The organism is Modicisalibacter tunisiensis (genome assembly GCF_020148005.1).
Taxonomy (GTDB): domain Bacteria; phylum Pseudomonadota; class Gammaproteobacteria; order Pseudomonadales; family Halomonadaceae; genus Modicisalibacter; species Modicisalibacter tunisiensis.
Window position 1 is genome coordinate 2362129 of sequence record NZ_JAGXFD010000001.1, and the last position, 14456, is coordinate 2376584.

General features: G+C 67.4%; 13 protein-coding genes and 1 tRNA gene. 8 read left to right on the top strand and 6 right to left on the bottom strand.

Annotated elements, in window-relative coordinates; translation table 11 throughout:
- Positions 1-155 precede the first annotated feature (155 nt).
- The 4 genes from KGQ91_RS11010 (at position 156) to dcd (ending at position 4323) form a co-directional block, all read left to right on the top strand.
- On the top strand, positions 156-1379 hold the full coding sequence (locus tag KGQ91_RS11010) for a coiled-coil domain-containing protein (protein ID WP_224420992.1): 1224 nt from the start codon (positions 156-158) through the stop codon (positions 1377-1379).
- A gap of 170 nt (positions 1380-1549) precedes the next feature.
- Positions 1550-2737, top strand: coding sequence for a M24 family metallopeptidase (locus KGQ91_RS11015; protein ID WP_163649343.1), 1188 nt, complete (start codon positions 1550-1552; stop codon positions 2735-2737).
- 103 nt (positions 2738-2840) lie between these two features.
- Positions 2841-3644, top strand: coding sequence for an iron-sulfur cluster carrier protein ApbC (apbC, locus tag KGQ91_RS11020; RefSeq protein WP_377173385.1), 804 nt, complete (start codon positions 2841-2843; stop codon positions 3642-3644).
- Between the two features lie 112 nt (positions 3645-3756).
- Entirely contained in the window at positions 3757-4323 is a 567-nt protein-coding gene (dcd, locus tag KGQ91_RS11025) for a dCTP deaminase (RefSeq protein WP_163649344.1), read from the top strand.
- Positions 4324-4444: 121 nt separating this feature from the next.
- On the opposite strand, the gene purN is transcribed toward dcd, so the two are convergent.
- Both purN and purM read right to left on the bottom strand, forming a co-directional pair.
- Positions 4445-5176, bottom strand: coding sequence for a phosphoribosylglycinamide formyltransferase (gene purN / locus KGQ91_RS11030; protein ID WP_163649345.1), 732 nt, complete (start codon positions 5174-5176; stop codon positions 4445-4447).
- On the bottom strand, positions 5173-6249 hold the full coding sequence (purM, locus tag KGQ91_RS11035) for a phosphoribosylformylglycinamidine cyclo-ligase (protein WP_224420993.1): 1077 nt from the start codon (positions 6247-6249) through the stop codon (positions 5173-5175). The genes purN and purM overlap by 4 nt, the downstream gene beginning before the upstream one ends.
- A 111-nt stretch (positions 6250-6360) precedes the next feature.
- Between purM and KGQ91_RS11040 the strand changes: the two genes are divergently transcribed.
- A complete protein-coding gene (locus KGQ91_RS11040) occupies positions 6361-7440 on the top strand; it encodes an AI-2E family transporter (RefSeq protein ID WP_224420994.1) in 1080 nt (359 codons plus the stop codon).
- On the top strand, positions 7437-8138 hold the full coding sequence (gene hda / locus KGQ91_RS11045; RefSeq protein ID WP_224420995.1) for a DnaA regulatory inactivator Hda: 702 nt from the start codon (positions 7437-7439) through the stop codon (positions 8136-8138). Before KGQ91_RS11040 ends, hda begins: the two co-directional genes overlap by 4 nt.
- Positions 8139-8141: 3 nt before the next feature.
- On the opposite strand, the gene KGQ91_RS11050 is transcribed toward hda, so the two are convergent.
- Complete coding sequence (locus tag KGQ91_RS11050) at positions 8142-8561, bottom strand: secondary thiamine-phosphate synthase enzyme YjbQ (RefSeq protein ID WP_224420996.1); 420 nt, start codon at positions 8559-8561, stop codon at positions 8142-8144.
- Between the two features lie 186 nt (positions 8562-8747).
- On the opposite strand from KGQ91_RS11050, the gene KGQ91_RS11055 reads away from it, so the two are divergent.
- A complete protein-coding gene (locus KGQ91_RS11055) occupies positions 8748-10127 on the top strand; it encodes a class II fumarate hydratase (protein WP_163649350.1) in 1380 nt (459 codons plus the stop codon).
- Positions 10128-10154: 27 nt separating this feature from the next.
- Here KGQ91_RS11055 and KGQ91_RS11060 read toward each other — a convergent pair whose 3' ends face one another.
- From KGQ91_RS11060 to KGQ91_RS11070, 3 genes are all read right to left on the bottom strand, one after another.
- On the bottom strand, positions 10155-11225 hold the full coding sequence (locus KGQ91_RS11060; RefSeq protein WP_224420997.1) for an endonuclease/exonuclease/phosphatase family protein: 1071 nt from the start codon (positions 11223-11225) through the stop codon (positions 10155-10157).
- 87 nt (positions 11226-11312) lie between these two features.
- On the bottom strand, positions 11313-12824 hold the full coding sequence (gene glpD, locus KGQ91_RS11065; RefSeq protein ID WP_224420998.1) for a glycerol-3-phosphate dehydrogenase: 1512 nt from the start codon (positions 12822-12824) through the stop codon (positions 11313-11315).
- A 376-nt stretch (positions 12825-13200) separates the two neighbouring features.
- On the bottom strand, positions 13201-14007 hold the full coding sequence (locus KGQ91_RS11070; protein ID WP_224420999.1) for a DeoR/GlpR family transcriptional regulator: 807 nt from the start codon (positions 14005-14007) through the stop codon (positions 13201-13203).
- A 358-nt stretch (positions 14008-14365) separates the two neighbouring features.
- Here KGQ91_RS11070 and KGQ91_RS11075 point away from each other — a divergent pair.
- A tRNA-Val gene (locus tag KGQ91_RS11075) sits at positions 14366-14442 on the top strand.
- Positions 14443-14456 lie beyond the last annotated feature (14 nt).

Genomic DNA, 14456 nt, shown 5'->3' on the forward strand with positions numbered 1-14456 from the left:
GACAAAAAGTCGCAAACAATATTCAACTCATTGATTTGAAGTGGTTTTCACTATGAATCCGTGGTCTGGCGGGACGCCGGTGATGGATTTCGTCTTGCTCGGCGGGCGGCATCGGGTCATGGTGGTGGGCCCGTTTCGATCGTCAGGAGACAGCCATGGCAGAACCCTCTTCGAATCAGCCGGACCAGTCGCCCCGCAGCCCGTTCAAGGACGTCCGGGTCCAGGTGATCACCGCCGTCGCGGTCGTCGCGGTGATCATTGCCGTCTACGTCGCCTCCAGTGCCAGTTCCCAGCAGGCAAGCTGGGAAGAAAAGCGCAGCGAGCTGCAGACGCGTATCGATCAGTTGACGCAGGACAAGCAGGCACTGGAGCAGCGCAACGCTGACTTCGAGAAGGCCTACGACAGCGTCGAGCAGGCCCAGCAGGCCCGCGACGATCTGCAGACGCAGAACAATCAGGCGCAGTCGCAGCTCGATGCCCTGCAGTCGCAGATCAATGATGCCAAGCAGCAGCTGAGCGAGCGTCAGGACCAGCTCGACACCCGCAATCAGCAGATCCAGACGCTTCAGGCGCGCATCGAGCAGACCCAGGCCAAGCGCGAGGATCTCGACGGCCAGGTCAAGTCCGCCCAGCAGACCCTCGACCAGGCACACGGCGAACTCAAGCAGGTTCAGGAAAAGACCGCGGAAGTCCAGGGGCAGCACACGACCCTGCAGAAGAAGGTCGAGTCGAGCCAGGAGCGGCTGAAGCAGCTGGACAAGCAGGTCTCCTCGCGTGAATCGGAGCTGGCCGAACTCCAGGGCCAGACGGCCCAGGCCAAGAAAAACCTGGACCAGGCGCGTGAGGCGGTGGCCCAGGCCCGCCAGCGTCACGAGACGCTGACCAAGCAGGTGCAGACTGCCGAGCAGCGCCTGGCGGACGTGACCGATCAGCTGCAGACTCGTACCCAGCGGCTTGCCGCGCTCAAGGCGCACCTGACGCAGGTGCAGCAGGAGCTGTCGGCCATCGCCGGGATGCAGGAGACCCTCAAGAAGCTGGGGGCCAGCGTCGAGACGAACGCCCAGACCGGCAACGGAACGGCTGCTGCCGATGCGTCCAGTGCGTCGGGCGAGCAGCAGGCCGGCAAGGCAGCGAAGGCGGATGACGCCGCTGCCTCTGCGGACCAGTCGGCTCCGGACCAGAGCAGCAAGGCGGACAGGGCCGATGCGTCGGAGAAGACCGACAAGGCGTCGAACAAGGCCGATGAGCCGCAACAGGCCGATGAGCCGAAAAAGGCTGGTGAGCCGAGCAAGGCTTCCGGCGGCAGCGATGCCACCTCGGAGCCGGCCTCTGGCAAGGAGTCGGCCTCCAACACTCGCGAGCCCACCACCACTGCCTGATCGGGCATTAACCGGGGCCGCAGGGCCTCCCTGAAAGGCCGGGGCATGTCCCCGGCCTTCTTGCGTCCGGAGGTGGCCAGCGCGAGGCCCTTTCGAGGTTGGCGAGACAGGCGGCGGGATGACTAGAGTGAAGACGCCAATGCCACTATCGCCGCAATGGGGTCATATCGATGGATCATTCGACGTATCGCCGCCAGCTCGAGCCGCTGGCCGGCAGCGAGTGCGTGTTTCCCGAAACGGAGTTCGAGCATCGCCGGCGCGCCGTCCGCGAGGCGATGCAGGCATCGGCGCTGGAGGCCGTGCTGCTGACCGCGCCGGCGGACATCTTCTACCTGACGGGCTACAGCACCTTCGAGGTCTCCGTGCATGCGGCGCTGCTGGTGACGCCGGAGCGGCTGACGCTGCAGGTGCCGTCGATCGAGGTGGGCCCGGCCGTGACCACGACCCGCGTCGATGACATCTGCAGTTATCGCTGGGAGAACCTCGACGAGGTGATCGAGCCGCTGGTCGAGCGCCTGGCGGGCGTGGCGCGCCTGGGTGTCGATCCCTGGCAGGGTGGCCTGCGCCAGGGCGTGACGACGGAACTGGCAAGACGCTTGCCGGGTATGGCGCTGGTCGATGCCGGCTCGCTGCTGGCCGGGGTGAAGATCGTCAAGTCCGCGCTCGAGCTCGACTGTCTCGCCGCCAGTGCCCGGATCACCGGGGCCGGGATCGCGGCAGCTGCCGATGCAGTGGCGGCCGGGGCGACCGACAGCGACATCGCCGCGGCGGGGGCACAGGCCCTGCACGAGGCCGGCAGCGAGTTCATGAGCATGCAGCCGATCGTGGTCGGCGGAGTGAGCAGCAGCGTCGGCCATCTGAATCATCGCCGCCGTCCCATCGCCGCCGACGAGCCGGTGTTCATGGAGTTCGGCTCGGCGTGGAACCGCTATACCGCCCCCATGATGCGCACCGTGGTCGCCGGGCGGCCCAGCGCGCGCATGCAGGAAGTCTTCGATACCTGTCGACGCCTCCATGACACCCTGCTGTCGGTGATGCGCCCGGGGCGTACCTTCGACAGCGCCGCGCGGGCGGCGGAGCAGGTCCTGGCGCCGCTGAGCGAGGCCGCCTACTTTTCCGGGGTCTTCGGCTACACCGTCGGCGGGCAGTTTCCGCCGTCGTGGGTCGAGGGCTCGGGGTTTATCGCGCGTGGACAGCAGCAGGAATTCGCGCCCGACATGGTCTTCCACCTGCCGCTGTGCCTGCGCCTGCCCGGTCAGTGGGGCATCGGCTGCAGCGACACGGTACGCATCACGGCGGAGGGCGCCGAGCCGTTGACCGCCAATCCCTGGTCGCTGACGGTCGAGTCGCCGGCGTGAATGGTTGAGCACCGTGCTTGGTTATGCCCCGCGGTCGCGGGTTATACTGGCGTCACACGACGCCCCGTGAAGGGCGTCGGGCAAACCAATCAAGGAGTCAACCGTGATCGAGGGAGTCAAGCACATCGTCGCCGTAGCCTCCGGCAAGGGCGGGGTCGGCAAGTCCACGGTGACTGCCAACCTGGCGCTGGCCATGGCGGCCGAAGGCTACCGTGTGGGCCTGCTGGATGCCGATATCTACGGTCCCAGCCAGGCGCAGATGCTGGGGATCGCACCGGGCACACGCCCCGAGGTGGTCGGTGAAAACAGTTTCAGGCCGATCATGGCCCACGGCATTCAGGCCATGTCGATGGCGCTGATGGTGGATATCTCCGAGCCGATGGTCTGGCGCGGTCCCATGGTCGCCGGTGCCTTCCAGCAGCTGCTCAACCAGACCGTATGGGATGATGTCGACTACCTGTTCATCGACATGCCGCCGGGCACCGGCGACATCCAGCTGACACTGGCCCAGAAGGTGCCGGTGGACGGGGCGGTGATCGTCACCACGCCCCAGGACATCGCGCTGCTCGACGCGCGCAAGGGCATCGAGATGTTCCGCAAGGTCAACGTGCCGGTGCTCGGCGTGGTGGAGAACATGAGCCTGCATGTCTGTTCGAACTGCGGTCACAGCGAGCCGATCTTCGGTACCGGCGGCGGCGAGCGCATCGCCGAGCAGTACGAGACCCGGCTGCTCGGGCAGCTGCCGCTGACACTGGGTATCCGCGAACAGGCCGACGGCGGTCGTCCGACCGTGGTGGCCGAGCCCGACAGCGAGGTGACCGCCACCTTCCGCCGGGTGGCGACGGCGGTGGTCGAGGGAATCGCCGGCCAGGCCGAGGAAGGGCCGAGCATTTCCTTCGGCGACTGAGACGCCGTGGCTTTCGCCACATCGACGGGGCCGTTATGATAACGGCCCCGTTTTTTCGCCCGGGCTTCGATGAGTGAGGCCGCGGCGACCGAAAGAGTGCAAGGACTTCCCGATGAGCATCAAATCCGACAACTGGATCCGCCGCATGGCCGAGCAGGAAGGCATGATCGAGCCGTTCGAGTTCGACCAGGTTCGCCATGTCAACGGCCAGCGGGTGATCTCCTACGGGACGTCCAGCTATGGGTACGATGTGCGCTGCGCCGACGAGTTCAAGGTGTTCACCAACATTCATTCGGCGGTGGTGGACCCCAAGGGCTTCGACGAGAAGAGCTTCGTCGACATCAAGGGCGATGTCTGCGTGATTCCGCCCAACTCCTTCGCGCTGGCGCGGACCGTCGAGTACTTTCGCATTCCACGCAGCGTGCTGACCATCTGCCTGGGCAAGTCGACCTACGCGCGTTGCGGGATCATCGTCAACGTCACCCCGCTCGAGCCCGAGTGGGAGGGCCATGTGACGCTCGAGTTCTCCAACACCACCAACCTGCCGGCGCGGATCTACGCCAACGAGGGCGTGGCGCAGATGCTGTTCCTCGAATCCGACGAGGAGTGCGCGATCTCCTACAAGGACCGCGGCGGCAAGTACATGGGGCAGCGGGGCGTGACCCTGCCGCGGACCTGACCCGGCTTCGCCGGGAGCCACAAGCCTGGAGCTGTAAGAAAAAGTGAACCCCATCGCCGCAAGGCCGATGGGGTTCACTTTTGATTATCTGGTTTACCGTTTACCGTTTACCGCTTACCGCTTACCGCTCCTCGTCCAGTTCCTCGGCGGCGTCCGCGTGGGAGAGCCGCATGCCCTGCGGCGGCAGCGGCACGCCGTCGAGCGTCGGCCCGTCGGCACCGAGCTGGAGGCGCCCCTCGAGAAACCAGCGCACGGCGATCGGGTAGATCAGGTGCTCGCGGGCGTGGATGCGCTCGATGATCGTCTCCTCGGTGTCGCCGGGACGAAGCTTCAGCACCGCCTGCATCACCACCGGGCCGCCGTCGAGCTCCTCGGTGACGAAGTGCACGCTGACGCCGTGCTCCTCGACGCCGTCGGCGAGCGCCCGGGCGTGGGTGTTCAGGCCCTGGTAGGCGGGCAGCAGCGAGGGGTGGATATTGAGCAGGCGGCCATGGAAGCGGTGCACGAACATCGGGGTGAGGATGCGCATGAAGCCGGCCAGCACCACCAGGTCGGGCTCGTGGCGCTCGATCACCTTGATCAGCGCGCCGTCGAAGGCCTCGCGGCTGTCGTACTCGCGGTGCGGCAGGGCGACTGCCTCGATGCCGGCGTCATGGGCGCGCTTGAGGCCGTAGGCGTCGGCCTTGTTGGAGATGACCGCGACGATCTCGCCGCCCAGTTCGCCGTAGGACTGGGCGTCGATCAGCGCCTGCAGGTTGCTGCCGTTGCCCGAGATCAGCACCACCACCCGGCGTGGCTCGGCCGTCTCGGCGGTGAAGTCGTTGAGGGTGTCGGTGGTCGACTCGTCGCTCATGCCTCGAGATTCTCCAGTCGTACCTGTTCCTCGTCGCCCTCGCGGGAGACGATCTCGCCGAGGGTGACGACCTGCTCGCCGGCGCCCTCCAGATGGGCGCGGGCCGCCTCGGCCTGGGCCGCCGGCACCACCACGACCATGCCGATGCCGCAGTTGAGCACGCGGTACATCTCGCGCGCGGCGACGTTGCCCTTTTCCTGCAGCCAGTCGAAGACCGCGGGACGCTGCCAGGCGGTGACGTCGACACGCGCGGCGAGGGTCTCGGGCAGGACCCGCGGCAAATTCTCGAGCAGGCCGCCGCCGGTGATGTGCGATAGGGCATGGACGGCGACGCCGCTTTCGCGGATCAGCGACAGCAGCGGCTTGACGTAGATGCGCGTCGGCGCGAGCAGGGCGTCGCCCAGCGGCCGGCCGTCGAGGTCGGCCTGCAGGTCGGCGTCGCTGACCTCGAGGATCTTGCGGATCAGCGAGTAGCCGTTGGAATGCGGCCCGGAAGAGACCAGGCCGAGCAGCACGTCGCCTTCGCCGACCCGGCTGCCGTCGAGGATCTCGGACTTCTCGACCACGCCGACGCAGAAGCCGGCCAGATCGTAGTCGCTGCCCTCGTACATGCCCGGCATCTCGGCGGTCTCGCCGCCCACCAGCGCGCAGCCGGCCTGCAGGCAGCCCTCGCCGATGCCGCTCACCACGTCGGTGGCGATGTCGACATCCAGCTTGCCCGTGGCATAGTAGTCGAGGAACTGCAGCGGCTCGGCGCCGGCCACCACCAGGTCGTTGACGCACATCGCCACCAGATCGATGCCGATGGTGTCGTGACGCCCCAGGTCCATGGCCAGGCGCAGCTTGGTGCCCACGCCGTCGGTGCCGGTGACCAGCACCGGCTGGCGGTAGCCGGCGGGCAGCTCGCACAGGGCGCCGAAGCCGCCCAGGCCGCCCATCACCTCGGGGCGATGGGTGCGCCTGGCGACTCCCTTGATGCGTTCCACCAGGGCGTTGCCGGCATCGATGTCCACGCCGGCGTCCTTGTAGCTCAGGGAGGGGGGCTGTGATGGATCGGCGTCGCTGCGGGTCATGGCGTGTCCTGTCGAAGTGACCTAGAGGTGAAAGCGCGCGCATTGTAGCATCGCGCCTGCCGGGGTGCATCGGCAGGCGCGGTTCCCGTCAACGGCTTGCAAGGACGAGACATGACACGTCAACACATCTGGATACTGCTGGGCCTGGCGGCCGTGCTGTGGCTGCTGGTGCTGCTCGAGCCGATCCTGATGCCGTTCTTCATCAGCATGATTCTTGCCTACCTGGGCGACCCGCTGACCGACTGGCTGGAAGCCCGCGGGCTGTCGCGGCGGCTGGCGGTGAGCGTGGTGTTCCTGGTGCTGTCGCTGGCCCTGGGGCTGGCCGTGCTGGTGATGGTACCGCTGCTCGGCCGGCAGCTCGGTCAGCTGATCGACGCCCTGCCGGCGATCTTCAACTGGGTGCAGGGCACCGTGCTGCCCTGGGTGCGCGAGGTCTCGGGCATCGACCTCAGTACCGACTTCGAGTCCCTGCGCCAGGCGCTGATGGCCAACTGGAAGGAAACCGGCACCTTCGCCGCGGGCCTGCTGGCGCGGGTGTCCCGCTCGGGGCTGGCCCTGGCGCTGTGGGTCGCCAACCTGGCGCTGATTCCGGTGGTGACCTTCTACCTGCTGCTCGACTGGGACCGCATCAAGGAGCAGGTGCGCGATCTGCTGCCGCGGCGGCTGGAGCCGACGGTGACGCGGCTGGCCCTGGAGTGCGACGAGGTACTGTCGGCCTTTCTGCGCGGCCAGCTGCTGGTGATGCTGAGCCTCGGCATCGTCTACGCGGTGGGGCTGACGCTGGCGGGCATCCAGTTCGGCGTGCTGATCGGCCTGCTGGCCGGGCTGGCGAGCATCGTCCCTTATCTGGGAGTGATCGTGGGGCTGGCCGTGGCGGCACTGGTGGCCTTCTTCCAGTACGGGGATCTCGTCCACCTGCTGGGCGTGGGGGCGATCTTCGCGGTAGGCCAGATTCTCGAGGGCGTCGTGCTCCAGCCGCTGCTGCTCGGCGACAAGATCGGCCTGCATCCGGTGGCGGTGATCTTCGCCGTGATGGCGGGGGGGCAGCTGTTCGGTTTCACCGGGGTGCTGCTGGCCCTGCCGGTGGCGGCGGTGATCATGGTAGTATTGCGCCATCTGCACGAACGCTATAAAAACAGTCAGTTATATGACGCCGGTGCACACCTGCCGGATAACGGAGACGACGCATGAGCACGGGGCCGGCGCAGCTGCCACTGGGCGTGGGGCTGCGTGACGATGCAACCTTCGCCAACTTCCTGCCGGGCGACAACGCGGCGCCGGTGGGCCGATTGCGTGCCCAGCTCGATGACGACGGGGAAGCCTTCATCTACCTGTGGGGCGGCGAGGGCTCGGGGCGCAGCCACCTGCTGCAGGCGGCCTGCCACGAGGCCGGCGCCCGTGACAAGCGCGCGCTCTACCTGCCCCTTGACGATCTGGGGCATTTTCCGCCCCACATGCTCGAGGATATCGAGCGCCTCGACCTGCTGGCGATCGATGATCTGGACATCGTCATCGGGCGCCGGCGCTGGGAAGAGGGGCTGTTTCACGCCTTCAACCGCCTGCGTGATGCCGGCAAGCGGCTGGTCATCGGCGCCGCCGCGGCCCCGCGCCAGTTGCCCGTGCAACTTCCCGACCTGGCGTCGCGCCTGACCTGGGGCGTGACCTTTCATCTGCATCGGCTCGACGACACCCAGCGCCTCGAGGCGCTGCAGTTGCGCGCCCGGGGGCGGGGCATGCAGTTGCCCGACGAGGTGGCGCGCTACATCCTGCACCGCGGCCCTCGCCACCTGAACGAGCTGTTCGCCACCCTCGAGCGGCTCGACCGCGCCTCGCTGTCCGCGCAGCGCAAGCTGACCATCCCCTTTGTCAAGCAGGCCCTCGACTGGTAAGACTCACTCGCCGTTGAGTGTCGCCAGTACCCGTCGCGCGCCGCCGTGCTCGCGATGTTCGCCGAGCCAGATTCCCTGCCAGGTGCCCAGTGCCGGCCGGCCGTCGCGAATCGCCAGCGTCAGCTGGGTGCCGAACAGGCTGGCCAGTACGTGGGCGGGCATGTCGTCGTCGCCTTCCAGCGTGTGCCTCAGGCCGGAAAGGTTCGCCGGGGCCAGGCGGTCGGCGAACAGCGCCATGTCATGACGCACGTCCGGATCGGCGCTCTCGTTGAGGGTCAGCGAGGCGGAGGTGTGCAGCAGCTGCAGGTGCAGCAGGCCGACGCGCAGCTCGGCGATCTCGGGCAGGGCCTTGACGAGGGCATCGGTGATGCGGTGAAAGCCGCGCGGGTGGGCGGGCAGGGTCACGGTCTGCTGGTGCCACATGGTGGGGCTCCCTGGGGTAGGGTGTGTGCGTGATGCCGTCGCCCGGCATGAGCGGGCCGGATGGCGACCTGAAGGCCGGGGCATGGCGCCGGGCTATCCTGCCGATTCGGGAGGATGATTGGCGTCCACCCCGTGGATATCGCCACACTGTACCAAGGATGCCAGGCAATGAATCAGGAGGATGACATGAGCGAGACTCGCATCGAGCGCGACAGCATGGGCGAGCTGGAAGTGCCGGCCAGCGCCCTGTACGGCGCCCAGACCCAGCGCGCCGTGAACAACTTTCCGGTCAGCGGCCAACCGATGCCGGCGGCCTTCATCCGGGCCGTGGCGCGCATCAAGCAGGCCGCCGCCCGCGTCAACCGGGAGCTGGGGCAGCTCGATGACGCGCGCGCCGAGGCCATCGACGCGGCCGCCCAGGCGTTGATCGACGGTGAGCATGCCGACCAGTTTCCGATCGACGTCTTCCAGACCGGCTCCGGCACCTCGTCGAACATGAACGTCAACGAGGTGATCGCCCATCTCGCCTCGCGGGACGATCTCGAGGTCGGCCCCAACGATCACGTCAACATGGGCCAGTCGAGCAACGATGTGGTGCCGACGGCGATTCATCTGGCGGCGGCGCTGATGGTCAAGGAGCACCTGCAGCCGGCCATGACGTATCTGAAGGCGACCATCGAGCGCAAGGCCGACGCGCTCGACGACGTGGTCAAGACCGGTCGCACGCACCTGATGGATGCCATGCCGGTGCGCATGAGTCAGGAACTGGGCGGCTGGGCGAGCCAGGTCGGTCAGGCGATCGAGCGCCTGGAGGACGGCCTCGGGCGCGTCTCGCGCCTGGCCCTGGGCGGCACGGCCGTGGGCACCGGCGTCAACGCTCACCCTGAGTTCGCCGCGAAGGTGGCCGAGCGGCTCGCGACCGAGACCCACCTGCCGCTGCGCCCCAACGACAGCTTCTTCGCCAGCCTGGGCGGGCAGGACGCCGCGGTGGAGCTCTCGGGGCATCTGCGTACCTACGCCTGCGCAGTGATGAAGATCAGCAACGACCTGCGCTGGATGAATTCCGGGCCGCTGGCGGGGCTCGGCGAGATCGAGCTGGAGGCCCTGCAGCCGGGCAGCTCGATCATGCCGGGCAAGGTCAATCCGGTGATTCCCGAATCCGCCGCCCAGGTGGCCGCCCAGGTGATCGGCAACGACGGCGCCATCGCCGTGGCCGGTCAGAGCGGCAACTTCCAGCTCAACGTGATGCTGCCGCTGATCGCCCGCAACCTGCTGGAGTCGATCACCCTGCTCGGCAACGTCAGCCGCCTGCTGGCCGACCGGGCCATCGCCACCTTCAATGTGCGACGCGACAACATCGAGGCGCCGCTGTCCCGCAACCCGATCCTGGTGACGGCGCTCAACTCGGTGATCGGTTATGACGCGGCGGCGCAGGTGGCCAAGAAGGCCTATCAGGCCGGGCGGCCGATCATCGACGTTGCCGAGGAGGAAACCGGCCTGTCCCGCGATGAACTCGAGACGCTGCTCGACCCGGCACGCCTGACCCGGGGCGGCGTGCCCGAGTGAGGGAAAGGGCGGCGGCGAGGTCTGGCCTCAGGCCTCGCCGTCGCCTTCGCGACGGGCCTCGTGGATGGTCTCGTTGGCCTCCTGACGTTCTTCCCGGTCCGCCTCGGGCGTGTCGTTCTCGTCGGCACGCGCGGGGCGATAGCGGAAGGTGGCGATGATCGGGAAGTGGTCCGAGCCGAACCGGGCCAGGCGGCGCATGTCGGCCAGCGTGAAATGCTCGCTGACGAAGATGTGATCGAGCGGCCAGCGCATCAGCGGGTACTTGGCGTGGAAGGTGCTGAACATGCCGCGTCCGCGTCGCGGATCGAGCATGCCGCTGATGCGGCAGAAGCGCCGGGTGGTGCGTGACCAGGCCACGTCGTTGAGATCCCCGAACAGCAGGGTGGGCTGCTCGTGCTGGTGAATGCCCTTGCCCACCAGCAGCAGCTCGCCGTCCCGCCACAGGGAGTCGTCGCTCTCGCCGGGGGCCGGCGGGCGCGGATGCACGGCATGCAGGCGCAGGCGGGTGCCGCAGGGCATCGGCAGCCAGGCATGGATCGAGGGAATGTCGCTCTGGATCAGCCACTTGACCTCGACGTCCTCCAGCGGCCGTCGGCAAAACAGGTGCATGCCGTAGAGGTTGTCCAGCGGGATCTTGACGCTGTGGGGCCAGCCTGCATCCAGTGCGCGGCTCAGCTGCTCGCCCCACCAGGCATCGGATTCCAGGGTCAGCACCAGATCCGGTTGCTCGGCGTGGATCTGACGCATCAGGTCGTCCGCATTGCGGTTGTCGGTCAGGACATTGGCGACCATCAGGGTCAGCTGGGCCTGCTCCGTGTCGTCGGCGGCATCGATGACCTGCTTGCGCCACAGCGGCGTCCAGGGCAGCACGTGGGCGAGCTGCACGAGCATGACCAGCAGGCAGGCGATCACCACGCCGATCTGCCAGGCATCGGTGCCCCAGAGCAGTGCCAGCACGCCCGTCAGCAGCGCCAGTCCGGCCAGCTGCAGGCGGGGAAAGTCGAAGCCGCGCACCCACCAGACACGCAGCGGCAGCAGGGGCATAAGGGTTGACAGCACCAGCAGCGCTGCGGCGACGGCCAGGCCGATATCGATCATGACGAGTTCCCGGGACGGGCCACGCCCTGTCGGCGTGACGTGATTGAGCCCCCATCAATAACATGAACGCCGCATCGGCACGAGCCGTCAGGCGGTCTGTGCCTGCTGGCGCGTGCGTGCGCGCAGATAGGCGCCCAGACGCTCGCGCCGGGCGGCGTCCAGGCGCAGGTAGAGCTTGCTGCGGCGGCGCAGCAGGTCGTCGACATCGACGACCCACTCCTGCTCCACCAGATAGTCCACCTCGCGGGCGGTGAGCCCGGCGCCGAAATGCTCGCCGAGCGCGGCCTCGCTGGTGCAGCCGTCGAGAAAGCGCCGGCACAGCGTGCCGTAGCTGCGGGTGAACCGCCAGGCGCGGGCCTCGCCGAGAAACGGGTAGTCGCGCAGCAGCCGGGCCTGAAAGGCTTGCGGGGTGTCGAAGTCGCCGCCGGGCAGCGGCGCCTCGGCGGTCCAGGGGCGTCCGGCACCGGGCAGGTACGGCGCCAGACTGCTCAGGGCGGCCTCGGCCAGCTTGCGGTAGGTGGTGATCTTGCCGCCGTAGATGGACAGCAGGGGCGCCCCTGAATCGTCCAGGTCGAGAGTGTAGTCCCGGGTCATGGCCGAGGGATCGGCGGACTCGTCATCGCACAGCGGGCGCACGCCCGAAAAGTGGGCCACGACGTCGTCGCGAGCGAGCGTGCGCGAGAAGTGCGCATTGACCACCTCCAGCAGGTAGTCGATCTCCGCCTCGCCGGCCGTCACCGTTGCCGGGTCGCCGCGATAGCGCATGTCGGTGGTGCCGATCAGGCTGAAGTCCTGCTCGTAGGGCAGCACGAAGACGATGCGTCCGTCCCGGTTCTGCAGGATGTAGGCGCGTTCGTCCGTGTTCAGGCGCGGCACGACAAGGTGGCTGCCCTGGATCATGCGGATGCCGTAGCGGGGCTGGTGCTCGGTACGCTGGCGCAGGAAGCTCTCCACCCAGGGGCCGGCGGCGTTGACCAGGGTCCGTGCCCGGCACTCGGTGCGCCGGCCGTCGCGGCTGTCTTCCAGCGTGAGCTGCCAGTGGCCGTCGATCTCGCGGGCCGCCACGCAGCGCGTGCGGACATGAATGTCGGCACCGTTGTCGCGGGCCTGCAGGGCGTTGAGCACCACCAGTCGGGCGTCGTCCACCCAGCAGTCGGAATACTCGAAGCCGCGAGTGATGTGTGGCTGAAGCGGGCTGGTGGCGTCGAAGCGCAGCGAGCGCGAGGCCGGCAGGCTGTCGCGATGTCCGAGATGATCGTAGAGAAACAGCCCGGTGCACAGCAGCCAGGCGGGCCGCAGGTGAGGGCGGTGAGGCAGGATGAAGCGCAGCGGCCAGATGATGTGCGGTGCCTTGGCGAGCAGGACCTCGCGTTCGCGCAGGGCCTCGCGCACCAGGCGGAACTCGCGGTGCTCGAGGTAGCGCAGCCCGCCATGGATGAGCTTGCTGCTGGCCGAGGAGGTCGCCTGGGCCAGATCCCCCTGCTCGCACAGGGCGACCCGCAGGCCGCGTCCGGCGGCGTCGTTGGCAATGCCCGTGCCGTTGATGCCGCCGCCGACGACGAACAGGTCGTAGAGAGGAGGGGATGACGTGCTGCCCATGCGTGGACTCCACTGCTCGTGTTCGCTGATGAAAGGGTGGTGCGTAATCGTTTCGAAAACGAAAATAGACTAATCGAAAACGAACATCAAGGCGCGAACACCGTCGGCTGGCCGTGTAAACCCTCCGGGTTGTTCACGGAAACCCCGTCCGGCTGACCGGGGTCGGTCATCCGGGCTGGCCGGCCTGCCGGAAGCTCCTTTGGGACGGGATGATCCCCGGCAGTGCGGGCCCTGAAGGGGACTTGTGGGAGAGGATTCATCCTCGACAGCGGTGGCCCGGTGGCTGGTTTATCGTGACTGAAGTCGCTCCCACGGCCAGGTTCCGGATGAACCGCCTACCGAGAGAGCACGGCTGGCATGCCGTGAGAGAAAGGGATCAGGCGTGCAGCGGGGCGGGCGTTTTCGGGCGCGGTGGCGCGTCCGCGTCGGCCAGATGCAGGCTGACGTCGTGGGCTTCCATCAGCGTCAGGAGGTTTTCGGGGGGCTGGCGGTCGGTGAACAGGGCATCGATCTGGGCGATGTTGCCCTGGCGGACCACGGCGTTGCGGCGGAACTTGGAGTGATCGGCGATCAGGTAGACCTGGCGGGAGTTGTGGATGATCGCCTGGGCGACACGCACTTCCTGGTAGTCGAATTCCAGCAGCGAACCGTCGTCGTCGATGCCGCTGATGCCGATGATGCCGAAGTCCACCTTGAACTGGTTGATGAAGTCGATGGTCGCCTCGCCGATGATGCCGCCGTCGCGGGAGCGCACCTGACCGCCGGCGACGATCACGTTGAAGTCTTCCTTGTGCTGCAGGATGGCCGCCACGTTGAGGTTGTTGGTGATCACCTCGAGGCCGTGGTGCGCGAGCAGGGCCTCGGCGACGATCTCGTTGCTGGTGCCGATGTTGATGAACAGCGAGGCGTGATCGGGGATGTGGCTGGCCAGCAGGTCGGCGATGCGTCGCTTGGCATCCAGGTTGAGCGTCTTGCGGGTCTGGTAGGCGGTATTGACGGTGCTGGACTCGAGTCCGGCGCCGCCGTGGACGCGCCGGATCAGTCCGTCGTCGGCCAGGGTGTTGAGGTCGCGGCGGATGGTCTGGGGCGTGACGCCGAAGTCCCGGGTCAGCTGCTCGATGGAGGCGTATCCCTGGCGCCTGACCAGGGCGATGATGGCGTCGTGGCGTTGCTGCTGGGTCATGGTGATTGCTGTCGGCAGGAGTGGGCGGGAATCGGCGCCGCGCGCCGGCTCGTCAGGCGCTATGGTATCAGGTGCAGGCGTGGCGAGGGCGGTCGCGTGAAATGTTCTCTTGCGAAAGCCCTGTGGGGCGCCGGCTGACTGAAAGCGAACATGAGGCCTTTTCGCCCGACGCGCGAGCGGCTCTTGTCGCGGCTGGCTGGATGCCGTGAGTCGGGAGCGGCGAGGCGGGTCGGTTCCGGCAGGGGACTCCCAAGCATTTGAGTTGGGCTGCATTTTTTCGTCGAGACGGGCTTGCATTTTCCGGCGTCATCCGTAGAATACGCTTCCGTTGTCGGGGCACACGAACCGGCAACTCGGCAGGACCGTAGCTCAGTTGGTTAGAGCGCCACGTTGACATCGTGGAGGTCAGCGGTTCAAATCCGCTCGGTCCTACCAAGTCGCTTTCGAGT